The sequence below is a fragment of the Mycobacterium sp. IDR2000157661 genome (assembly GCF_022317005.1).
Lineage (GTDB): Bacteria > Actinomycetota > Actinomycetes > Mycobacteriales > Mycobacteriaceae > Mycobacterium.
The window spans coordinates 3,649,891-3,670,962 of record NZ_CP081006.1 but is presented as its reverse complement, the minus strand read 5'-3'; the positions used below and the strand labels follow the sequence as shown (position 1 = coordinate 3,670,962).

24 protein-coding genes, 1 tRNA gene and 3 pseudogenes are annotated in these 21,072 nt (G+C 66.4%); 14 read left to right on the top strand and 14 right to left on the bottom strand.

From position 1 onward, the window contains the following. Positions 1 to 6: 6 nt before the first annotated feature. The 5 genes from K3G64_RS18965 to K3G64_RS18945 are packed head-to-tail and all read right to left on the bottom strand — an operon-like array spanning position 7 to position 3,356. Positions 7 to 846 carry an SCO1664 family protein gene (locus K3G64_RS18965; protein WP_238886477.1) on the bottom strand — a complete coding sequence of 280 codons (840 nt, stop codon included), beginning with the start codon at positions 844 to 846 and terminating at the stop codon, positions 7 to 9. After that, entirely contained in the window at positions 833 to 1,417 is a 585-nt protein-coding gene (locus K3G64_RS18960) for a DUF3090 domain-containing protein (RefSeq protein WP_238886476.1), read from the bottom strand. Before K3G64_RS18960 ends, K3G64_RS18965 begins: the two co-directional genes overlap by 14 nt. Before the next feature lie 46 nt (positions 1,418 to 1,463). Continuing rightward, positions 1,464 to 2,177: a histidine phosphatase family protein gene (locus K3G64_RS18955; RefSeq protein ID WP_238886475.1), complete on the bottom strand. Its 714-nt coding sequence runs from the start codon at positions 2,175 to 2,177 to the stop codon at positions 1,464 to 1,466. After that, on the bottom strand, positions 2,174 to 3,004 hold the full coding sequence (locus tag K3G64_RS18950) for an undecaprenyl-diphosphate phosphatase (protein ID WP_238950816.1): 831 nt from the start codon (positions 3,002 to 3,004) through the stop codon (positions 2,174 to 2,176). Before K3G64_RS18950 ends, K3G64_RS18955 begins: the two co-directional genes overlap by 4 nt. 43 nt (positions 3,005 to 3,047) lie before the next feature. Then, a complete protein-coding gene (locus K3G64_RS18945) occupies positions 3,048 to 3,356 on the bottom strand; it encodes a hypothetical protein (RefSeq protein WP_238886473.1) in 309 nt (102 codons plus the stop codon). Positions 3,357 to 3,467: 111 nt separating this feature from the next. Here K3G64_RS18945 and K3G64_RS18940 point away from each other — a divergent pair, with 111 nt between their 5' ends. Genes K3G64_RS18940 through K3G64_RS18930 form a run of 3 tightly spaced genes read left to right on the top strand, consistent with a single transcriptional unit; the run spans position 3,468 to position 5,858 of the window. Next, entirely contained in the window at positions 3,468 to 4,523 is a 1,056-nt protein-coding gene (locus tag K3G64_RS18940; protein WP_238886472.1) for a hypothetical protein, read from the top strand. Continuing rightward, a complete protein-coding gene (locus K3G64_RS18935) occupies positions 4,520 to 4,777 on the top strand; it encodes a DUF5703 family protein (protein ID WP_238886470.1) in 258 nt (85 codons plus the stop codon). The genes K3G64_RS18940 and K3G64_RS18935 overlap by 4 nt, the downstream gene beginning before the upstream one ends. Positions 4,778 to 4,784: 7 nt before the next feature. Next, positions 4,785 to 5,858: a quinone-dependent dihydroorotate dehydrogenase gene (locus tag K3G64_RS18930; RefSeq protein WP_238950814.1), complete on the top strand. Its 1,074-nt coding sequence runs from the start codon at positions 4,785 to 4,787 to the stop codon at positions 5,856 to 5,858. An 8-nt stretch (positions 5,859 to 5,866) separates the two neighbouring features. Here K3G64_RS18930 and K3G64_RS18925 read toward each other — a convergent pair whose 3' ends face one another. Then, a complete protein-coding gene (locus K3G64_RS18925) occupies positions 5,867 to 6,397 on the bottom strand; it encodes a YbhB/YbcL family Raf kinase inhibitor-like protein (RefSeq protein ID WP_238886469.1) in 531 nt (176 codons plus the stop codon). A 26-nt stretch (positions 6,398 to 6,423) separates the two neighbouring features. Continuing rightward, positions 6,424 to 7,767 (bottom strand): M20/M25/M40 family metallo-hydrolase, encoded by a 1,344-nt coding sequence (locus K3G64_RS18920; protein ID WP_238886468.1) that lies wholly within the window; start codon positions 7,765 to 7,767, stop codon positions 6,424 to 6,426. 72 nt (positions 7,768 to 7,839) lie between these two features. Between K3G64_RS18920 and K3G64_RS18915 the strand changes: the two genes are divergently transcribed. Further along, positions 7,840 to 7,925 (top strand) — tRNA-Leu (locus tag K3G64_RS18915). Between the two features lie 26 nt (positions 7,926 to 7,951). Here the strand turns inward: K3G64_RS18915 and K3G64_RS18910 are convergent. Continuing rightward, complete coding sequence (locus K3G64_RS18910; protein ID WP_238886467.1) at positions 7,952 to 9,100, bottom strand: site-specific integrase; 1,149 nt, start codon at positions 9,098 to 9,100, stop codon at positions 7,952 to 7,954. Next, entirely contained in the window at positions 9,087 to 9,317 is a 231-nt protein-coding gene (locus K3G64_RS18905) for a hypothetical protein (protein WP_238886466.1), read from the bottom strand. Before K3G64_RS18905 ends, K3G64_RS18910 begins: the two co-directional genes overlap by 14 nt. Positions 9,318 to 9,744: 427 nt before the next feature. On the opposite strand from K3G64_RS18905, the gene K3G64_RS18900 reads away from it, so the two are divergent. The 10 genes from K3G64_RS18900 (at position 9,745) to K3G64_RS18855 (ending at position 14,926) form a co-directional block, all read left to right on the top strand. Beyond that, positions 9,745 to 9,990, top strand: coding sequence for a DNA-binding protein (locus K3G64_RS18900; RefSeq protein ID WP_238886465.1), 246 nt, complete (start codon positions 9,745 to 9,747; stop codon positions 9,988 to 9,990). After that, positions 9,987 to 10,184 (top strand): hypothetical protein, encoded by a 198-nt coding sequence (locus K3G64_RS18895; protein WP_238886463.1) that lies wholly within the window; start codon positions 9,987 to 9,989, stop codon positions 10,182 to 10,184. The genes K3G64_RS18900 and K3G64_RS18895 overlap by 4 nt, the downstream gene beginning before the upstream one ends. Positions 10,185 to 10,237: 53 nt before the next feature. Continuing rightward, positions 10,238 to 10,591 (top strand): hypothetical protein, encoded by a 354-nt coding sequence (locus K3G64_RS18890; RefSeq protein WP_238886461.1) that lies wholly within the window; start codon positions 10,238 to 10,240, stop codon positions 10,589 to 10,591. Then, the gene (locus K3G64_RS18885) at positions 10,588 to 11,466 is read left to right on the top strand and encodes a hypothetical protein (RefSeq protein ID WP_238886460.1); all 879 of its coding nucleotides are present in this window, start codon (positions 10,588 to 10,590) and stop codon (positions 11,464 to 11,466) included. The genes K3G64_RS18890 and K3G64_RS18885 overlap by 4 nt, the downstream gene beginning before the upstream one ends. Beyond that, the gene (locus K3G64_RS18880) at positions 11,463 to 12,062 is read left to right on the top strand and encodes a hypothetical protein (protein WP_238886459.1); all 600 of its coding nucleotides are present in this window, start codon (positions 11,463 to 11,465) and stop codon (positions 12,060 to 12,062) included. Before K3G64_RS18885 ends, K3G64_RS18880 begins: the two co-directional genes overlap by 4 nt. 6 nt (positions 12,063 to 12,068) lie before the next feature. Beyond that, positions 12,069 to 12,362: a hypothetical protein gene (locus K3G64_RS18875; protein ID WP_238886458.1), complete on the top strand. Its 294-nt coding sequence runs from the start codon at positions 12,069 to 12,071 to the stop codon at positions 12,360 to 12,362. 106 nt (positions 12,363 to 12,468) lie between these two features. Beyond that, positions 12,469 to 12,822, top strand: a complete 354-nt coding sequence (locus K3G64_RS18870) for a hypothetical protein (protein WP_238886457.1) — start codon at positions 12,469 to 12,471, stop codon at positions 12,820 to 12,822. Beyond that, positions 12,819 to 13,400, top strand: a complete 582-nt coding sequence (locus K3G64_RS18865; RefSeq protein WP_238886456.1) for a hypothetical protein — start codon at positions 12,819 to 12,821, stop codon at positions 13,398 to 13,400. Before K3G64_RS18870 ends, K3G64_RS18865 begins: the two co-directional genes overlap by 4 nt. 211 nt (positions 13,401 to 13,611) lie before the next feature. Next, a complete protein-coding gene (locus K3G64_RS18860) occupies positions 13,612 to 14,367 on the top strand; it encodes a phage major capsid protein (protein WP_238886454.1) in 756 nt (251 codons plus the stop codon). 76 nt (positions 14,368 to 14,443) lie between these two features. Continuing rightward, on the top strand, positions 14,444 to 14,926 hold the full coding sequence (locus K3G64_RS18855; protein ID WP_238886453.1) for a hypothetical protein: 483 nt from the start codon (positions 14,444 to 14,446) through the stop codon (positions 14,924 to 14,926). Positions 14,927 to 15,024: 98 nt separating this feature from the next. Here K3G64_RS18855 and K3G64_RS18850 read toward each other — a convergent pair whose 3' ends face one another. The 5 genes and pseudogenes from K3G64_RS18850 to K3G64_RS18835 all read right to left on the bottom strand — a co-directional run bounded on the left by K3G64_RS18850 (position 15,025) and on the right by K3G64_RS18835 (position 20,971). After that, positions 15,025 to 16,572, bottom strand: coding sequence for a P-loop ATPase, Sll1717 family (locus tag K3G64_RS18850; RefSeq protein WP_238886452.1), 1,548 nt, complete (start codon positions 16,570 to 16,572; stop codon positions 15,025 to 15,027). A 407-nt stretch (positions 16,573 to 16,979) separates the two neighbouring features. Beyond that, positions 16,980 to 18,179 carry an IS481 family transposase gene (locus K3G64_RS18845; RefSeq protein ID WP_238886451.1) on the bottom strand — a complete coding sequence of 400 codons (1,200 nt, stop codon included), beginning with the start codon at positions 18,177 to 18,179 and terminating at the stop codon, positions 16,980 to 16,982. A 66-nt stretch (positions 18,180 to 18,245) separates the two neighbouring features. Beyond that, positions 18,246 to 18,455 (bottom strand): annotated as a pseudogene (locus tag K3G64_RS25705) (hypothetical protein); the annotation flags it as partial. A gap of 47 nt (positions 18,456 to 18,502) precedes the next feature. Continuing rightward, positions 18,503 to 19,756 (bottom strand): annotated as a pseudogene (locus tag K3G64_RS18840) (IS3 family transposase). Positions 19,757 to 19,821: 65 nt separating this feature from the next. Continuing rightward, positions 19,822 to 20,971, bottom strand: a pseudogene (locus K3G64_RS18835) (IS3 family transposase). Positions 20,972 to 21,072: the final 101 nt, after the last annotated feature.

Sequence of the window (21,072 nt, the reverse complement as noted above, 5' to 3'; positions counted from 1 at the left end):
TATCGCTCAGAACGCCGGCCACGGGATGGGCCGCCTGCGGTCCGGCGTCGGCATCACCGGATCCTCAAGCAGCGCAACTATTCTGGTGGACAAGGCGGCGACCTCGCGGTCGGTGATGTGACCGCACAGGTCGTCGGCCATACCGTTGCGCAACGCGTCGCCCAGCGCGGCCACCGCCTCGAGAGTCTGGTCGTCGACGGGCTTGCCCGCCCATCCCCACAGCACCGTGCGCAGCTTGTCCTCGACGTGCAGGGTCACGCCGTGGTCGACGCCGTAGACGTGCCCGTCGACGCCGCACAAGATGTGCCCACCCTTGCGGTCGGCGTTGTTGACCAGCACGTCGAACACCGCCATCCGGCGCAACCGGTCGTCGTCGGCGTGCACCAGCGTGACCTCGTCGCCGGCGTAGTCGTACGCCTGCAGGATCGGCAGGTAGCCCGGCGGAATGCGCCCGGCGGGCAGGATGTCGACCAGGTCGGGACCCGACGGCGGTTCGCTGTCATCGGCGGCGTCTCCGGGCTGGTCCACCCACCGTTGCACCATGCCCGGACCGGCCGGCCCGTCACGAATAACGGTGTAGGGCACGATGTTCCAGCCGAGCGCGGCCGAGATCAGATACGCACCGACCTCACGGCCCGCCAGCGTGCCGTCCGGGAAATCCCAGAGCGGGGCCTCTCCTGCCACCGGCTTGTATACGCAATGCGCTTGGCGGGGGCCAAGATTCGCCTCACACAAGAAAGTGGCATTACTCGCCGAGCGGATCCGCCCGATGACCGTCAGCTCGCCGCGCAGGCACACCTCGTCGAGGTCAGCGGGGTCCGGCGCGCCGGGCTCAGTCGACGTCATCGTCGGACTCGGCGAACGCGCCGCGCCGGTAGCCGTTGGTGCGCACGCAGATGTGACCCTCCGGGTCCAGCGGCTCATCGCACAGCGGGCAGGGCGGTCGCCCCGCCGAGATGACGCGGTTGGACCGGGCCGCGAACTGGCGCGCCGACTCCGGAGTGAGGAACACCCGCACCGCGTCGGGTCCGTCCTCGGCATCGTCGAGGACCACCGACGCGTCGAACTCGGTGTCCGACACGGCGAGCAGCTCCACGACGACGGTCTGCGCCTCGGAGTCCCACCCCAGGCCCATCGTGCCGACGCGGAACTCGGCATCCACCGGGGTGACCAGCGGGCTCAAGTCCTCGATCTCCCCGGTCTCGGGTGGGATCGGCGTACCGAACCGGCGGTTGATCTCGAGCAGCAACGCCGCGATACGCTCGGCGAGAACGGCCACCTGCTGCTTCTCCAGCACCACCGAGACGACGCGCTTGTCGTGCACGGCCTGTAGGTAGAACGTCCGGTTGCCCGGCTGGCCGACGGTTCCGGCCACGAAGCGGTCGGGGGTGCGGAAGACGTGGATTGCGCGGGCCATGGCATCTACCAAAATACCGGCTGAGCCGCTTGCGCCGTAATCGTCACTAGCCTGCGCCGCCGCCGACGACGGCGTCCTCCGGCGGCACGTCGCCGTCGGCGCCGCTCTGCCCGTCGGCCTGGGGTGGTTTCGGGGTCAGCCCCGTGGTGAGCTGGTCACCGGTGTGGTTGACGTGGATGACGAACGGCCGCATCGCCGTGTAGCGGATCACGCTCATCGACGCGGGGTCGGCGGTGAGCCGCTGGAAACTGTCGAGGTGCGTGCCGAGCGCGTCGGCCACCACGGCCTTGATCACATCGCCGTGGGTGCACGCGACCCACAGCACGTCGGCCTTGTGCTCTTCGGCGAGCCGGCGGTCGTGCTCACGAACGGCCTCGACAGCGCGTGCCTGCATCTGGGCCAGCCCCTCGCCGTCGGGGAACACCGCGGCGCTCGGCTGCTGCTGCACGACCCCCCAGAGCGGCTCTTTGACCAGATCGCCGAGCTTGCGCCCGGTCCAGGCGCCGTAGTCGACTTCGGAGATCCGCTCGTCGACCACGGGCGTGAGGCCCAGGGCCGCCGCCAGCGGTTCGACGGTCCGCTCGCAGCGCAGCAGCGGTGAGCGCACGATCGCCCGGATGGGCAGCGACCCGATCCGCACCACCACCGCCTGGGCCTGTTCTCGCCCTTTGTCGTCGAGGTCGACCCCCGCCGACCGGCCGGCCAGCGTGTGTGCGGTGTTCGACGTCGAGCGGCCGTGCCGCAACAGGATCACGGTCATCTCGCCGACACCACACCGGTACCCAACATGATCAGCACGACGATGCCCAACGCTACGCGGTACCCGACGAACCAGTACATGCTGTGGCGGACCAGGAAGCGCAGGAACCACGCCACTGCTGCGAACCCGACGACGAACGCGATGGCAGTCGCCACCAGCAGCTGCGGACCAGTTGCGCTCATGCCCTCGCCGACGGGGTTGAACGCGTCGGGCAGGGAGAACAACCCCGATGCGAAGACCGCCGGAATGGCGAGCAGGAAGCCGAACCGCGCCGCGAGTTCACGTTGCATGCCCAGAAACAGCCCGACACTGATGGTCGCGCCCGACCGCGAGACGCCGGGCACCAGTGCAAGGCATTGGGCCAGTCCGACGATGAGGCCGTCTTTCCAGGTGAGCTGCTCGACGCGGCGGCTCTGCCTGCCGAGGTACTCCGCGGCGGCGATCACGACGGAGAACAGAATCAGCGCAATGGCGATCAGCCACAGATTCCTTGCGCCCGTGCGAATCTGATCCTTGAAGATGAGCCCGAACACCGCGATCGGGATGGTGCCGATGATGACGTACCAGCCGAGCCGGTAGTCGGCGTTGCGATGTGCCTTGACGAGCAGCCCGTTGAACCACGCCTTGACGATCCGGCCGATGTCTCTGGCGAAGTAGAGCAGCACGGCCAGTTCGGTGCCCAACTGTGTGACGGCGGTGAACGACGCCCCGGCGTCGTCGGCGAAGAAGACGCGCGAGGCGATCGCCAGGTGCCCGGACGACGAGACGGGCAGGAATTCGGTCAGACCTTGCAGAACCGCGAGAACGAGAACCTGGACCCACGACATCGCCGGCACGTCCGTCACGACGACGACCGTACCGTGCAGTTTGTCAGCGGTTGGGGCGCGCCACGGGCTGTGCGGCCGCGACCGCGTCGCGGACGGCCGCGGTCACGCTGCGTGCGTCGGTGAGGTCGAGGTCGGTCAGCGTGCGGGTGGCGCTGGCCACCACGTCTTCCTCCAGCGGTACCGGCCGGGTGAGCCGTGGCCGGTAGATCTCGACGACAAGGTGCTGGCGCTCGACATGAAAGGAGAAGCTGCGTCCGTCACCGACCTGGCCGAATCCACTCGCGTGCAGGCCGGTCGTGATGTCCTCGATGGCGAATTCGTGGCCCAGTTCGCGGCCTGCGGCGAGGGTCATGATCGGACCATACCGCCGCGGTAACCGTCGAAGACGCGGCCACGACGAGCGGCCGGTAATACACGACGAACGGTCTGCCTAGACTGGCGATTCAGCCCACATCCGCGAATCATGATCGGAAGCTACCCGTTGCCGCGCCGCCTAAACACGCAGAATCAGCCTCTTCGGAGGTGCGCCGCAGCACTGGCAATCCTGGCGCTGGCCGGCTGTTCATCCAAGCCCGACGATGCGCCGCCACCCACCATCGTGCCCGCGCAGGCGGCCGAGTCGCCCCCCGCCACCGGCAGGCCGCCCGGCGTGGTGCGACCGCTGCCGCAGCCGGGCAGTGCCGCCAGGGTCGATCCTGCGAGCGGCTCGCTGGTGACGCTGTCGACCGGTCCAGGGGTTCAATCGCTGATCACGGTGTTTCCGCCGGACGGTGACGCCAGAACGGTCTCGCTGCCGACGCCGGCGACGGCGATGACAGGTGACGACGAGGGCCGGCTGTACCTGTCGACGCGCGGTGGCTACTACCGGGTCGACGTCGCCGATGGCACCGTCACGATGGTCGGCGTCGATGGCTCACCGGGAACCGACTTCACCGCGATCGCCCGCCGCGCCGACGGCAGGCTGGTCCTCGGCACCGCCGACGGCGCCGTGCTCACGCTGGGTTCCGAGACCGAGGTGACCGCCGAACTCGACGTCTTCGCCCGAGTCGATCAGATTGTGACGCAGGGCAATACGGCGGTGGTGCTGGACCGGGGGCAGACGTCGGTGACGACGGTCTCAGAGGACGGAACCGAGGACGACCAGGCGTTGCGGGCGGGTCTGGGCGCGGCGACCATGGTCGCCGACCCGGCCGGTCGGGTGCTGGTGGCCGACACCCGCGGCGACGGCCTGTTGGTGTTCGCCACCGAGCCGTTGATCCTGCGCCAGAGCTACCCGGTGCCCGGCGCACCGTACGGGCTGGCGGGGTCGGCCACGCTCGTCTGGGTGTCCCAGACGGCGGACAACAGCGTCATTGGCTACGATCTGGCCACCGGCATCCCCGTCGAGAAGGTGCGATATCGAACCGTGCAGCAACCCAACTCCCTGGCCTATGACGAGTCGTCTGGCACGCTATATGTGGTGTCCGGATCGGGAGCGGGTGTGCAGGTGATCAGCGATGCCCCGGGTGGGGGCGCATGAGCTTGATCAGCCATGGCCGGCTGCCTGCGGGCTGGGATCAGGACCTTTCTGACGACTACGAGTGGGTGCCGCTGCGGCTGCCACCGGACGTGACCCGTATCAGCGCGTCGACCCGGCTGTCGATCGAGGCCGAGTACCGCGGCTGGGAACTGACCCGCGTGCGGCTCTACACCGACGGCTCCCGGCGGGTGCTGCTGCGGCGCAAGAAGACCGCCGCCGAGCGGGCGGCCGCGCCGGAGCATCCTGCGCTGTGACGCCGTGATGTACCGCGCGCTGCGGCGGGCGCTGTTTCTCGTTGCTCCCGAACGCATTCACACCCTGGTGTTCGCGCTGCTGCGTGCGGTCACCTGTGTGCCGTGGTCGCGGCGCGCTCTGACGCGATGGCTGGGCCCTCGCGATCCGGTGCTGGCGAGCACCGTGTTCGGTGTGCGGTTCGCCGGACCCCTGGGCCTGGCGGCCGGCTTCGACAAGAACGGCAGCGGACTGCGCACATGGGGCGCGCTGGGCTTCGGTTACGCCGAGGTCGGCACTGTTACCGCGCAGGCCCAACCCGGCAATCCCCGGCCGCGGATGTTCCGGCTGCCCGAGGACAGGGCGTTGCTCAACCGGATGGGCTTCAACAACCACGGCGCGGGCGAACTCGCCCTGAAGCTGACCCGAAACGCCCCCGAGGTGCCGATCGGGGTCAACATCGGCAAGACGAAGACGACGCCGCCCGAGGACGCGGTTCGGGACTACGCCGACAGCGCCCGCCTGCTCGGACCTCTGGCGGCGTTCCTGGTGGTCAACGTCAGCTCGCCCAACACCCCGGGACTGCGCGACCTGCAGGCGGTGCAGTCGCTGCGCCCGATCCTGGCTGCCGTCCGGGCCGAGACGTCGACACCCGTTCTGGTCAAGATAGCCCCGGACCTGTCGGATCGCGATGTCGACGAAATCGCCGATCTCGCAGTGGAGTTGGGGCTCGCCGGAATCGTCGCGACCAACACTACGGTGTCGCGCGACCGGCTGGCCACTCCAGGTGTCGCCGACCTCGGTCCTGGCGGAATCTCCGGACCGCCCGTAGCGCGGCGCTCGCTGGAGGTGCTGCGCAGGCTGTACCGGCGCGTCGGGGACCGCCTGGTGCTGATCAGCGTCGGCGGCATCGAGGACGCCGACGACGCATGGGCGCGCATCACCTCGGGCGCGTCGCTGCTGCAGGGTTACACCGGCTTCGTCTACGGCGGCGGGCTGTGGGCCAAGCACATTCACGACGGCATCGCCCGCCGCCTGCACGACGGCGGTTTCGGGTCGCTGGCCGAGGCCGTGGGGTCGGCCGTGACGCGCGACCGCCGCTAGCCCTGCAGCTAGTTCTGCTCGTAGACGCCGTGGATCAGCGCGCGCGCGATCGCGTGCTGGAACAGGTTGAAGCCGAGGAACGCCGGCGTGGCGTCTTCGGGCAGGTCGAGCTTGTCGACGTCCACGGCGTGCACCGCGATGATGTAGCGGTGCTGACCATGCCCGGGTGGCGGCGCCGCGCCGATGAAACGCCTGGCACCGGCGTCGTTGCGCAGGATCAGCGCATCGCCGGGCAGGGCGCTGCCGTCGCCGGCGCCCTCGGCCAGTTCGGTGACGTCGGCGGGCAGATTGGCCACCGCCCAGTGCCAGAACCCGGAAGCGGTCGGGGCGTCGGGGTCGTACATGGTGACCGCGAAGCTGCGGGTCTCATCGGGGAAGCCCGACCAGGTCAGATGTGGCGAGACGTCGCTTCCTCCGGCGCCCATGATGCCGCTGACCTGATCCTTGTCCAGCGACTGACCGTCGGTGATGGTGTTCGACGACAGCGTGAACGACGGCAGGTCGGGAAGGAAGTCGTACGGGTTGTATGGGAAAGACACGTGGGCAATTCCTTTCGTTCGTCTCGTCAACAGTGCATCAGGAAGTGCTCGAGAACCTGGGTGCCGAACTTCAACGCGTCAACGGGTACCCGTTCGTCGACGCCGTGGAACAACGCGGTGAAGTCCAGGTCGGGCGGCAACTGCAGCGGTGCGAAGCCGAAGCAGCGAATTCCCAACCGCATGAACGCTTTCGCGTCGGTCCCGCCGGACAGCATGTACGGCACGATCCGCGCGTCGGGGTCGACGGACAGGATCGCGCCGTTCATCGCGTCCACCAGGTCACCGTCGAAGGTGGTCTCGTACGAAGGCAGTTCGGTGATCCAATCCCGCGTCACGTCGGGGCCGATGAGCTCGTCGACCTCGCGTTCGAACGCGGCCTGACGCCCGGGCAGGATGCGGCAGTCGACCACCGCCTCGGCCGTCGCCGGGATGACATTGGCCTTGTAGCCGGCCTTGAGCATGGTGGGGTTGGCCGTGTCGCGCAGGGTGGCGCCGACGACGCGGGCGATCGGGCCCAGCTTGGCGATCGTGCCGGGCAGATCGGGTGAGTCGATGTCGAAGGAGTAGCCGGTCTCCTCGGTGATCGCCTGCAGGAACTGGCCGACCGCGTCGGTCAGCACCAGCGGGAACTCGTGACGGCCGAGCCTGGCGACGGCCTCGGCGACGGCGGTGACGGAGTTCTGGTCGTGGATCATCGACCCGTGTCCGGCGTGACTGCGGGCGGTCAACTTCATCCACATCATCGACTTCTCGGCGGTCTCCACCAGGTAGAGCCGGCGTTCGCCGCCGTCCTTGCGCGGCACGGTCAACGAGAAGCCGCCCACCTCGCCGACCGCTTCGGTGACCCCGTCGAACAGGTCGGGCCGGTTGTCGACCAGCCACTGCGAGCCGTACTTTCCGCCGGCTTCCTCGTCGGACATGAACGCGAACACCAGGTCGCGCGGCGGAACGACGCCTGCCCGCTTGAAGTGCCGCGCGATCGCGATCAGCATGCCGCACATGTCCTTCATGTCCACGGCCCCGCGGCCCCACACGTAGCCGTCCTCCACCGCACCGGAGAACGGGTGCACGCTCCAGTCGGCGGCCTCGGCGGGCACGACGTCGAGGTGGCCGTGCAGCAGCAGCGCGCCCCGGCTGCGATCGGCGCCTTCGAGCCTGGCGAACAGGTTGCCGCGACCGGGCGCGCCCGCCTCGATGTACTCGGTCCGGTACCCGACTTCCTCCAGCTGGGCGGCCACCCAGCGGGCGCATTCGGCCTCGCCCTTGGTGGTGGCGGGCTCACCGGTGTTGGATGTGTCGAACCGGATGAGCGCGCTGACGAGGTCGACGACCTCCGCTTCGGCGTTGACGGGACCAGTCACAGTCACCATTCGTACCATTGGAGGGGTCGCTGGGTTTGGGTCCGGCCTCGATGATCCGATAGCCTTAGCTGCCCAGAACTGGTCCGAGTGGCGGAATGGCAGACGCGCTAGCTTGAGGTGCTAGTGCCCTATTAACGGGCGTGGGGGTTCAAGTCCCCCCTCGGACACAACACAGGCTGACGCATCGACGCAGCTAGACAGCGGTTATGCGACGCGGCCGGCGACGGTCAGCGGGTGCTTTGGACACGGTTTGGACACTGTCGGAAATTCTCGCGTCCAGATTGACGGCCACCGCGTCCAGGTCGCTGTCGAACAGGTCGGCGTAAATCCTCAACGTGACGCTCGGGTCTTTGTGGCCCAGCATCCGCGACACCGCAAGGACATTCGCGCCCGAACTGACAGCCAAACTCGCGCACGTATGCCGAAGATCATGCGGGGTGATCGTCTGCACTTCGGCGCGCTCGACCGCCCTGTTGAACCATCCCGTCGAGTCGTAGCTGGGACGCTTCAAGTACCCGCCGCCGCGGGCCGGGAACAGCAGGTCGCCGGCGCCGCGATCCTCGCACCGGACCGCTAGCCGGGACAGCACCGACGCCGCTACCGGCACCATCCGGTTCTCCTTGCCCTTCGTCTGCCCGACCTCGAACTGTTGCCCGACTTGAACAGCGTTGCGGTGCACTGAAATTCGCCGTTTCAGGAACTCGACTTCGGCGACGGTCAGCGCGATTGCCTCGCCCCAACGCAGGCCGGTGAACGCCAGGGTCAGCACCAGGTCGGCGTAGCGGCCGGACTCCTCGGCCAGCCGGCACACGTCCGCCTCGGTGAGATAGACGTGGCGCTTCGGTGCCTTCTGCGGCTTCTCGCCGCGCTTGAACCGGCGGGCCGGATTGAACACGAGCGCCCGGTGCTCAACGGCGTCGTCGAGGATGCCCGCCAGGATGCCTACCGCGCGGTTGACCACGGTCGCGCTCGACCCGTCGCGGGTCATGGCCGCGGCCCACGCCTTCACGTCCAGGGTGTCGACCTTGCCCACCGGGACGCCGGCCCACTTCGGTTCGACGTGCTTGCCGTAGGCGTAGGCGATAGTTCGGTAGTAGGACGGCGAGAGGGTCTGCTCCTGCCGTGCCAGCCATCCGACCGAGTGGTCGCCGACCGTCACCCGGCCGCGCGCCGGCGACACGTAGGCGCCTTCGGCCTTCGTCGTCTCGACCTTCGATGCCCACGCCGACGCGTCGCGCTTCGTCGTGAATCCTCTTTTGCGACTGGTGATTCCGTTCGGTTGGCGGTAGCGGACTTCCCACCGTTCACCCGCGGCCGTCGGGTAACGCTTAATCGTCGCCATGGGTGGAATCCATCTGGTCGATCATCTCGCGCATGGCTGACCTCAGCCCACGTTCGCCGAGTAGTCGCTGCTCCATCGTCTTCGTGGCCCAGGTCGGCACCGCGCGGGCATAGAACGTGAGTGCGGAGTCACCAGAGTCCGGCAACGGCAAGTCGCCACCTAGCCACTCCCATGCGTACCCGGCGGGCACCTGCTCCTTGCACCCGGTAAGCGTCACCGCATCCTCAGCGCTAGCGCTCTCAGGCATTAACAGTGTGGCAGGTGAAACCCCAAGCGCCACAGCGATACTCACCAAATCGTCAACGTCCACCCGACGTGTCCCGTCTTCGATCCTCCGCAGACCTAACGGTGGTATCGGCCGCCCAAGGCCCTCCAGTCGACGCGAAAGTTCCGTGACCGGGATTCGCAGCACGTCGTCTCGAATCCGCCTGATGTTCGCCTGCACCGTCTCGCCGGTCGCATCTAGCCGGCGACCCGCCTTGTCCTGACCTTCTGCCATACCAGACGACACTAAGTGATCAATTTTGATCTGTCACCTACTCGCTCTTGACAATTACATGGTTGTGATTCAACCTGATAACCATGACGATCAAACCTGATCATCTCGACGATCAATCCCGAAAGGGCGCATGGTGACAACTTCGATGACCCCGACCGCGCTGGACCGCCTCATCGCCGACCTCGACAGGTCGATCCCCGCAGAAGCACTCCCACCAGTGTCGACCGGCAAGCATGTAGCCGCGGTCGTTGGCACGACCGAGGGTGCGCTGGCACAGGACCGATACCAGCGCAAGGGAATCCCGTACACCCGCATCGGAAGCCGGATTCGTTACCTGCGGGCTGACGTGCTCGCCTTCCTGGCGTCGAATCGCGTCGACGGTGCCCGATGAGCGAAGCGCAGCAGATCGCGGCCCGCCTCGCGGCCGCAAGCGAAGTGTTCCCGATCAAGAAGGCCGACGACTGGGATTCCCGCGCCGATGCCACCGCGGAAGGCGACGTCATCACCGTCGTGGTGAGGGACCACATGGGCCGCGCCACGCGCAAATACCGGGCCGTCATCCAGCAGGTCGCCATAGACCCCTAGGCGCCACGGCCTCAGGAATCAGTTTCTACCAACGATGAAGCGAAGGGTGCGTGATGGTAGGCGGCAACCTCGACGGGTACGTGCTCGTTGACTGGGAGCGCAGTGTGGGCCTGGCCGACGCCGGCCTGGCTGGCTACGTCGTCGCATGGTGCGTAACCGCGGACGGCGAAGACGTCGCGTGGCTCGTCAACGAAGCCGACCTGCTGGACGGCGGGGACGCGCAGCACGGTAACGCGAACCAGCCCCACGAACAGGTCGGCCCGCTGCCCTTTCGATGGCGCGCCGCGGTGCAGTGCGCGCCGTACCGCTGTGGCCGGCCGCGGGCTGACGGCCGTCCGTGCCGTCAGTCGGTGAGAACGCCCGGCCGGTCGTGCGCGTGGCACTCCGAACGAGCGAGCGCACCATGAGACCGCCGTTCGTCATGGTCGTGCCCGACGAGATCCAGCGCTACGGCTTCGCCGGCGCCGCTGTGCTCGCGCATATTCGCTTCCGATGCGAGTCCGAAGGCACCAACCGCTTCGAGCGTGACGGGTTCCGATGGTGGCGAGTGTCGCGGCGCGACCTCGGCCATGAGATCGGGGCGTCGGCCGATACCGTCAAGCGGGCGCTACTGAAACTCGGCGACGCGGTGGTTTCAGCAAACAACTTGGACAACCCCGAGGACCAGACGCGAGCATATCGGCCGGCCGACGCCGGCGACGCCGTGAACTGCCAAAAGGCGGATTCGCCACAGTCTGAGCAGCCAGAAGGCGAAATCGCCAAGGACCGAGGCGAAATCGCCACGCCCCCTGGGCGAAATCGCCACGGTGCCGAGGCGAAATCGCCATCTGCACTACCTATAGAGACCTTGGAGACAAAAGATAGAGACGAGGGAGAAGCGCGCGCGCGAGAGCACGAACCGGCCGGCGCCGAAATCGTCCCCATTCAGCGAAACGACCGCCCGCGGCAAAGAGACCCGAAGGGCACGCGTCTCCCTGACGGGTGGGAACCAGACCGAGTCGTAATCGACGCCATGCGCGCCAAGTACCCGGACGTCGACCTCCCAGCCGAGCACGACAAGTTCACCGACTACTGGCACTCGAAGGCCGGCAAGGACGCGCGCAAAGCCGACTGGAACGCCACCTGGCGCAACTGGATCCGCCGAGAGGCCGAATCGAAACGGCGATCGACCGGCGGTGCGGAACGCGATGCTGCCGGCCGAACCCGCGGCGAAGCGAAAGTCGCCGGCTGGATGGAACTAGGCCGGCCCGAACCCGAAACCTCGAAAGCGATCGAACGATGAGCGACCCGCACGACTACCAGCAGACCGCGGCCAAAGCGCTCGCGAAGTGCGCCGCGAACGACCCCTGGTTCCCACAACCGAACCGCGCGACCGTCGCCGCATGGGCCGAGCAGATCGCCGTCTACCGGCTGAACGAAGCCGACGTCCTAGCCGGCGTCACGATGGCGTACCGGGACAACGGCACCGACAGGACCGGCGAGCGGTTCCGGCCGCTGCCGCGCGACATCGTGCAAGCGGCCATCGCCATCCGGCGCGATCGGATCGACCGCGAGACGACCGCCGAACGACAGGCGCGCGAGGACCGGGCAGATGCACGCCTCGAAGCGGGCCGGCCGGCCGCGGCCACAGCCAAAGATCAGGCGGGCGCAATCCCAGCGCCCTACCGCGGCGCGATCGACCAACCGTGCCCGACGTGCGGCGCCGAACCGGGCCAGCCCTGCGTCGTCGACGACGACCGCCGCGGCCCGCGTCGCCGACGGGTGCCGTGCGTGCGTCGCTGCCCGCCGAGCCCGCCCGACGTCGAGCACCAGGCCGCGCCGGCCCACCCGACCCGCTCCTTCTCCGAGCCCATCCATTCGCACGACCCCGAGGACTGAGCCCCCATGCCCGATTGGGACACCATGCGCGCACTGCTCGAAAGCATCCCCGCGCTGCCCGGCGCGCGCTGTACGAGGCGCGCGGATCTGTTCGAGCGGACTACCGGCGAGGCCCGCGCCGCCGGCCGATCCACTACGGAAGACCTCGCCGACGCCCGCCGTGAGGCGCTGCGGCTATGTGAGACGTGTCCGTCACTGCATCCCTGCCGCGAGTACCTGCAAGGCCTGCCGGCCGCACAGCGTCCGCGCGGCGTCATCGCCGGCCAGGTCGTGAACACGTCCGGCGCGGTGAAGCCATGACCCCCAGGGCGGGTGCTCCCCGCCCCCACCCCCAGGCGCCCCTCATGGCATTGGCACCGCCCCCCCTGAACTTTTCCAAAAAAACAACAACGAGAGGATCACGAAAATGATGGACAGAGACGACCTGCGGGCCGCGGTTCGGGAGTTGTTCGGCGGCGTAGGCAAGCGACCGCCGGGTCCGCGGTATGAGATCACGCTGGCCGACGTCGAAGACTACTCGCGGCGCTGGGCGCAGAACCGGGGCGCCGGCCGGTTCACGACGACCGACGCCGACATCTTGACCGACGCCGATGGCCGGCCGATGGCGGTCGGCCGGTCAGTCGAGACGTTCGTGTTCAACAGTCTGGTGGTTGACCGGGCACACGCGGACCGGCTTGGTATCGCGGCGGCTATCGAAGCCGGCGAGTATCCCGGCGTCGAACTGTTCGACCCATACGACACGAAGGGCTACGACCGATGAACACCACAGACACTACGACCGGGACCGACACGACGGACTCTGCCGACGCGGCGGCAGTCGAGCCACAGCCGGCTGTACCGGACGAAACCGCGTCCGTCGACACCGAGGGCGCCGAGACGGCAGACGCCAGCCCCGAGGGCGCCTCCGAGGTCGACGAGGACCAGGACGACACCGACGACGACGGCGCCAGCGCCGGCGACGGGCCGGGTCGCGAAGCCGCCAAGTACCGCCGGCGGCTTCGCGACGTCGAAGCCGAACGCGACACACTCAAGGCGACCGTCGCAGCCCTTCAACGCGCCGAGGTCGCCCGGCTGGCGGCGGACGCCGGTCTGCGGCCGGCGGCGCTGTGGGCGTCCGGTCCCGAGCTGGCGGACCTGCTAGGCGAGGACGGCACCGTGAACGCCGACGCCGTGGCCGCGGCGGTCGCGGTGGCGCGCGAGCAGTTGGGCATCCCGAAGCCGCGGCCGCGGGGGAACGTCGTCAGGGGTGAGGGCCGAACCGTCGGACGTCCGGCCAAGCCCTCCGGGCTGAACGCGATGGTTGCCCTGGTCCAGGGCCGTGACGGGTCCGACGGCTAGAATCGGTGCTGCGGCCGGGGTAACGCCTCGGGAAGGCCACTTCGGCCGCAGAAACGCCCACCGTGTGGGCCGCAGGTCCAAGGCCAGGCGCCTCCTGTGAGTTCGTTAAATCCGTTCTCTCAGAAGAGGTTCCATTATGGCTATCCAGACGACCCCCACCAGCCCGAAGGCGTGGGCGCCCGATCAGACTGCGTTCCTGCCGGCCGACGTCGTGCCGGACGCGCTGATCCTCCAAACGGCGACCGTCGTTGGTGCTATAGAGGGCGACGAACCGGCCATCCGGGTGCCGTTCGTCGCCGACGATGGCGTTGTCGGTTTTGTCCCGGAGGGTGCCGAGATCCCGGACGCGAACCAAGAGTTCGACGAGGTTGTGGTTCTGACCGGCAAGGTCGCCGCCCTGGGTAAGTACAGCTTCGAGACCCTGGCGCAGCCGGAAGCCGCGCGGATGGTCGTCGACTCGCTGTCGCGCAGCGTCGTTACGAAGGCGAACGCCGCGTACCTGGGCAACCTCGAAGCCGATCCCGGTCCGACCGGTCTGCTCAACGCGCCGGGAATTATCGACTTCGAGACGCCGATCGGTGATGACCTCGACCTGTTGGTCGACGCGGTTTCGTTCGTCGAACTCGACGGTGGCACCGCGACGCACATTATCGCCAATCCGACGGCGTGGGCGACCCTGAGCAAGTTGAAGCGGGCAACCGACAGCAATGAGTCCCTGGTTGGCGCCGGCACAGTGGCCGCTACTCGGGCGTTGCTCGGGTTGCCGGTGCTGGTCACGCCGGCCATGCCGGCCGGCTCGCTGCTGGTCATCGACCAGTCCGCAGTGATCGGCGCGCAGAGTTCCGTTCGGGTCGCACGCTCCGACGACGCCTATTTCAGTTCGGACTCCATCGGCGTGCGCGTGACGTGGCGTCTGGGCTGGAAGGTCATGCACGCGACGCGCGTCGCGAAGCTGACAGTCCTGTAACTGCCTGCGCCTGGTGTCGCGGTTCCCCTTTCTCGGGCGGGCGCCGTGCGCACTCAAACGGTGACGACGGCCGGGGTTGCTGCCGGCCGTCGTCACCCATGAACGGGAGGCCGCGACTATGACTGAGCCAGTAGAACCGGCTGCGCCGCTGTTGACGCCGGACGACCTGAAAAACTTCGCGACCATCGCGCCGGCCAAGGCGCAGGAGATGATCGACGATGCGATCGGGGAGGCCGCGTTTCATGCGCCCTGCATCCTGGACCCGAGCCTGGATCCGGCCAAGCGGGCGTTCGTCAAGTCGAAGCTGCGCGGCGCTGTGCTGCGCTGGAACGAGGCCGGCACCGGCGCCGTAGTCACGCAGTCGACGATGAGCTACGGCCAGTCGATCGACACGCGGCAGCCGCGGAAAGGAATGTTCTTTTCGTCGGAAATCGACGCGTTCAAGCAGCTGTGCCGGCCGGACGACGACGACCGGGGCGCAGCGTTCAGCATCGACATGTTCCCGCGGACCGCGCCGCGGCTGTCCGCGCGTGAAGCGTTCGAGCGCGACGTCTGGTGATCCACCGGATCACGACGATCGGCCGTCGGCGTGGGATTCGTCGCTCCAGGCCGCGCGCCTAGTTCTTAGCAGGTGACGAAGCGCGCGGAATACGCGGCTCACTCATCGTCTTCGTCGTCGTCCGGTTCGCCTGAAAATGCCTTACCCTGCGTGATGCCCAATCCGCCTCGGTAGAGCATCGGTATCTTGAAATTGGCGCCGATCGGTTCCAGGAACCCTAGAGTTTTGAGCACCTCAACCTTTTTGACGCTGTTCTCGCCTAGCAGCTCCGCCAGTGTCTCTTTGTTGTGCTCGGACTTGCCGTTCCGGAATGGCTCAATGAGAACCGCATCCTCGCCTGCTTCTGCAAGAAGGGTGTCGAGTACCCTCTGCTCGCTCAGTGCTTGCAGGCCCTTCTTGAGCGCATCACTCGTGATGAGCGGCTCCTTGCGAGGCGTGTACGTCCGAGGGCTTCGTTCCTCTCGCTTAAATTGCTGCTCTTGAGCTTTCAGGGCCAAGTCGATGAGATTACGAGGGGGCTTGACCCCGTTCGCATCACGAATTCGGGTCAGGATCCACGCCCACGTCTTAGGCTTTCTCGTGCCTGGGTCTACTTGATCCGGAAACACGAGTTGAAACAGCGCATCGCTGGAGTCAGTTTCCGCGTCAAGCATGTCGACGAACTGACCCGAGGCCCTGAGCCGTCGATCAAGCAGATCCTTTAGATCCTCATCGTCCCATGTGATTTCGACCTTGCGCGCATTTATGTGCGTCAGGTTGACGAATCCGCCGGATCCGCCAACGGTGATGCGCGCGAGAAGATCGCGTCGGATGAAAAGCTTGAGGCGGACATTCGGGAACGCCAGCATGTCCAGATATGTCCGTAAGAGTGCACGAAGCGCGGGCCGCTCAATGGTTGGTTTGCCCTGGAAGGCTTCGTCGAGTCGATCCACGACAAGCCAGATCTTGAACCCGTTGTCGGCGAGGATTCGCTGCAAGAGAGCAAGCGCGTCGTCCGGTCGCACTGTGTCCGTTCCAGACTTACCTTTCGACTCGGCATCACTGTCGTCGGAGTCGAACAAAAACCTGCCGGTCAGGATTGGTATGCCTTCGGCTGTCGCACTTGCTGTTCCTTCGAAGCCTGTTACCCGCGCGAATTGTTTCTTCACGCGAGCGATTAGCTTGCCGAAGATAGTTTCGGGCGTTTCGTCTGCCGACCTGAGGTCGGCGCTTCGAAGCAGCTCATCCAGCCGCCTCATATCACTCGAAAGATCCTCGTCGAAGAAGTTGAGCACCCAATTTCCGGCCAGCGATAGGAAGTAAACCTTCCACACAGCGACGTACTGGGCCTCGTCCATAGTTTCGGTGTCCAGTAGGCGCTGGAAGATGGGCTGCCCGGCGGGGTTGAACGCGGGCACCACCTCTACATCGTGTAGCGCTTCGTAGGTGGCGTACCGCTCGCTCAACACCAGGAAGATTGCAGTCTTCCCAGTGCCTTTATCGCCAGCGACAACGTCGACGCGATCCTCGACTACTTGTCTAAATACCGACGTCTCGACGAAATGCTCTTTGAGCAGTTGATCGTGTTCAGCGACGGCAGACCCTAAATCCAGAGCTTGCAGCACCTTTTTGACAGTCGGCTGCGGACCATCACCCTTCTCGGTCACCGCCTAACAGTAGCGAGACACGTCGAAGCTAACTGTGTCGACGCGCTCAGCGTTGCCGGAACCGGGGTTGAAATCAAGGAGGGAACTCGCCCAAACGACCGGGGAACGATTCGGCAGGGAGGGTACGACGTGAGAAGGCCACACCATGCTCGGACCATGCCGGCCAGGGCCGGTTCGCGGCGCTGGCCCGCTCACATGTCGAGCACGTCCGCGGCGACGTCGAGCGCCTGGTCGACGGCGGCGGCCTGGACACGCTTTGGACACAAAATCCTCTGAAATTAGGACAACCCGCGTGAACCACAGTCATGCATTTCGGCTGCTAGAGAGGGATTCGCGCCCCTGACCTGGGAGGTCTGCGGGGGTTCAAGTCCCCCCTCGGACACATCTGTGATGAGTCGAGTCATGGGTTACACCTGAGTCGAGTCATCGGTTACAGGTTGCCCTGGCCATCGGCCGGGGTTTTTCTGTTGGTTGCGCCAGTAGTTGCGGTCGGGGTTGATGGTGTGGCTGGCGATTAGGCGGTGACCGGTTTTGCTGATGACGGTGACGGTTTTGGTGGCCACGAGGATCAGTACGGAGGTTCCGGCGTGTTCTCGGCCGATGCCGAGGTGGTGAAGTCGGCTGCCGTAGCGCAGGGAGAGCTTGCCGAATTGATCGACGGTGTCGTGGCGGATGCGGAAGTGTTCGGTGGCGCCGGCGGGGGTGGCTTTGGGCAGGGCCTGGTAGACGGTGTGCGGTGTGGCGCTGCAGGGGTGAGCACGGTGGGGCCGCTCGGTGTTGTAGATCGCGGTGAAGGTGTCGAGCAGGGTTTGTAGTTCGGTGATGCTCGTGGGGCGCGAACGCTGGATGAGCCAGAATTTGAGGGTCCGGTGGAAGCGCTCGATCTTGCCTTGGGTTTGGGGATGGCCGGGGTGGCCGTTCTTTTGGGTGATGCCCAGGCTGGCTAGGAGTCTTTCGAAGTCGTTGTGGCCGTGGGTGAATCGTGAGGTGTAGACCGATCCGTTGTCGGTGAGGGTGGCGGCGGGCAGTCCATGGGTGGTGGCGGTGTCGGTGAAGCTGGCCACGACGTCGCCGCCGGTGACGCGCCGGTAGGCGGTGCAGGTCAGTAGGTAGCGGGAGCAGTCGTCGAGCCAGCACAAGATCTCGCTGTCGGTGCCGTCGGCCAACTGCCAGTGGGTGAAGTCCGATTGCCAGCATTCGTTGGGTTGGGAGGCTGCAAAGCGCCGGTAGGAGCTCTTGGGGCGCTTGCGTGGTTGCGGGGTGATCAGGCCGTGGTGGTGCAGGATGCGCCGGATGGTCGAGGTCGAAGGCACGTGCAGCCCGCACTGGGCGAGGTGCCACTGCAGGGTCAGGGGTCCAGCGTCCAGGCCCGCGGCGCTGAGGCGTTCACGCAGCGTGACGATGGCCACGATCACCTCGTCGGATACAGCCCGCGGGTTGCTGGCCGGGCGCCGCGAGCGTGGATCGACGGCCTCCAGACCCCCTTCGCGGTACCGCTTGAGCAGCCGGTGAACGTGTTGGCGCGACAGTCCATATGCGCGGGAGGCGGCGCTGACTGTGAGGTTCTCTGAGACGACTTCTAACACCACAACACGGGCCTTGGACATGAAGCATGACTGTCACCTATGACGCGACTCATCGAGCGTCGTTCCAGGTGTAACCCATGACCCGACTCATCTGTCACCTATGTCGTGATTCCATACACCCCCTCGGACACATCCGGCGACACGACTCAGGTCCGCCGTTTCCTTGACTTGTCGCACATGCGGATCGTAATCAAGGCGGAGTCCCAGGCTCGCGTACACCTCTGCGCGTTCTTCCGCCCCGGTCGCCGCACCAAGCACGGCTGACAGCCCACCCAATTCCTCAACCAACTCGCTGATTGAACTGAACCGCCCCGGTGAGTCCGGAGACTTTCTGATTTGAGACGTCAGCCGGCGGCTGGTCTCCGGTGTTGAGCGTAGTAGGCCGTCTCCAACTCCACAGGCGGGATGTCGCCGCAGTACTGGTAGACGCGGCGACGATTGAACCAGTCGACCCACTCGGCGGTGGCCAGCTCTACCTCCTCGATGGTCCGCCACGGCTTTCTTGGTTTGATCAGCTCGGTCTTGTAGAGGCCGTTGCTGGTCTCGGCCAGCGCGTTGTCATAGGAGCTGCCCACGGCGCCCACCGAGGGCTGGATACCCGCTTCGGCCAGGCGCTCGGTGAACCGGATCGACGTGTACTGCGATCCTCGATCCGTATGATGGACAACATCTTTGAGATCGAACACTCCTTCATGCTGGCGCATCCAAATGGCCTGTTCGATGGAGTCGAGCACCATCGAGGTCGCCATCGTGGAGGCTACCCGCCAGCCTAGAATCCGCCGGGCGTAGGCATCCACGACGAAGGCGACGTAGGCAAATCCCGACCACGTCGATACGTAGGTCAGATCGGCGACCCACAGCCGGTTGGGTGCCGGCGGCCCGAACTGTCGCCCCACCAGATCAGCCGGCCGGGCCGCGGCCGGGTCGGCGATCGTGGTGTGCCGTGGCTTGCCCCGGACCGCTCCGCTCAGGCCCAGTTCGCCCATCAGCCGCTCCACGGTGCAGCGGGCCACCTCGATGCCCTCGCGGTTGAGCGCCAGCCACACCTTGCGGGCCCCGTAGACGCCGTAGTTGGCCGCGTGCGCCCGCGCGATGTCAGTCTTGGGGGATTCATCGCGCACCTGGCGGCGGCTGGGCTGGCGGTCGACGTGCTCGTAATAGGTCGATGGGGCGATCTGAACGCCGAGCTCAGCCAGCCCGGTGCAGATCGACTGGACACCCACCGCAGACCACCATCGCAGCGGTCGTGATGTTCGCTGATGAAGCGAACGATTAGTGGTGTGGCCGGTCCAGTTCGGCCGCGAAGAAAGCCGACGCCGTCTTCAGATGGCGTTGGCACGCTTGAGTTCCGCGTTCTCCCGTTTCAACCGCTTGAGCTCAACCGACTCCTCGGTCGTCATCCCCGGACGAGACCCGGTGTCGATCTCTGCCTGGCGCACCCACTTGCGGACCGTCTCCGTCGTACCGACACCGAGCAATTCCGACACCGCGCGCATCGCCGCCCACTCGGTCTCGTGCTGCTCTCGGATCTCGGCGACCATCCGCACCGCCCGCTCACGCAGCTCCGGCGGATACCTCCTCGACGAATTCGATGCCATGACTCCATCCTTCCCAAGCAACGGAGTGATGTGCCCCGGGTTCGGCGGTGTCGCCATACTTGGTTTCAGGCTACGGTTTGAGCGGATTGATGTAGCAGTTCGAACTCTATCGGAGTGCGCATCCCGAGTGCGGAATGACGCCGTTGGCGGTTGTGGAAGATCTCAAGGTAGTCGAAGATTGCGTTGGCCAGCTCGATCCGGGTCTTCCATCGCTTGCGATTGAGTAGCTCGGTTTGCATTCTGCCCCAGAATGATTCGATCATCGCGTTGTCATACAGTCGCCGATTGACCCCATCGACGGCACCAGTCCGGAACGCTTGGCGCGATCGGTGAAGGCCCACGAGGTGAACTGAACGCCGTGATCAGAGTGAATCACCCCGCCGGCCTGCGGGTCGCGATTGGCGATGGCCATGCTCAGTGCGTTGGTGACCAGTGCGGCGGTCTGGCTGGAGTCGATCGACCAGCCGACGACCCGGCGGGAGAACGTGTCCAGGACCACCGCGCAGTAGACCTTGCCTTCATAGGTGCGATGCTCTGTGATGTCGGTGACCCACAGCCGATTTGGCGCCTCTCGGGTGAACATTCGCTCGACCAGATCGGTGGCCGTGGGGGTCTCGTGGCGGGGCCGGGGCCGCCGATTGCCCGGCAGCCCCTTGATTTCTGCTCGCGCCATCAGCAGCTCGACCTGGTTGTGGCCGACCGCCAGCCCCAGGCCGAGGGTCAGCTCAGCGTGGACCCTGCGAACCCCGTAGGTGCCACGTGAAGCCGTGTGCACGGCCCGGATCTGGCCGGTGAGCCAGGCGTGGCGGACCGCCCGTGCTGAGGGCGCTCGTGAGCGCCATTCGTAGTAGCCCGACTCGGAGACCTCGAGCAGTCGACAGGCCCTCTGTACGGGCAGTCCTTCTGCGGCCATGGTGGCTATGGCCGCGTACCGCCTTTTGGGTCGTGCGGCTCCCGGAGCAGCTCACGGGCCCGTTTCAGGATGGCCACCTCGGTCTCTAGTTCTCGGATGCGCTTGTTGGCCGCGCCGAGCTCGGACAGCTCAGCACGGTTGAGGCCAGGCAGCTGCCCGGTATCGATCAACTCCTGGCGGCGCCAGTCGTAGACGGTTTGATCGCTGATCTGCAGGTCGTTGGCGATCTGGGCCACCGGGCGGCCGGCGGCCACCAAGTCGAGCACTTTGCGGCGGAACTCTTCGGGATAGCGCTTGGGCACGGACACGGCTCCTTCGGGGATGTCGTGACCAGAAGTCAAGCAAAACGACTCCGTGCAACCCGGGGCACATCAAAGTCTCCGGACACGCCGGGGCGGTTCAG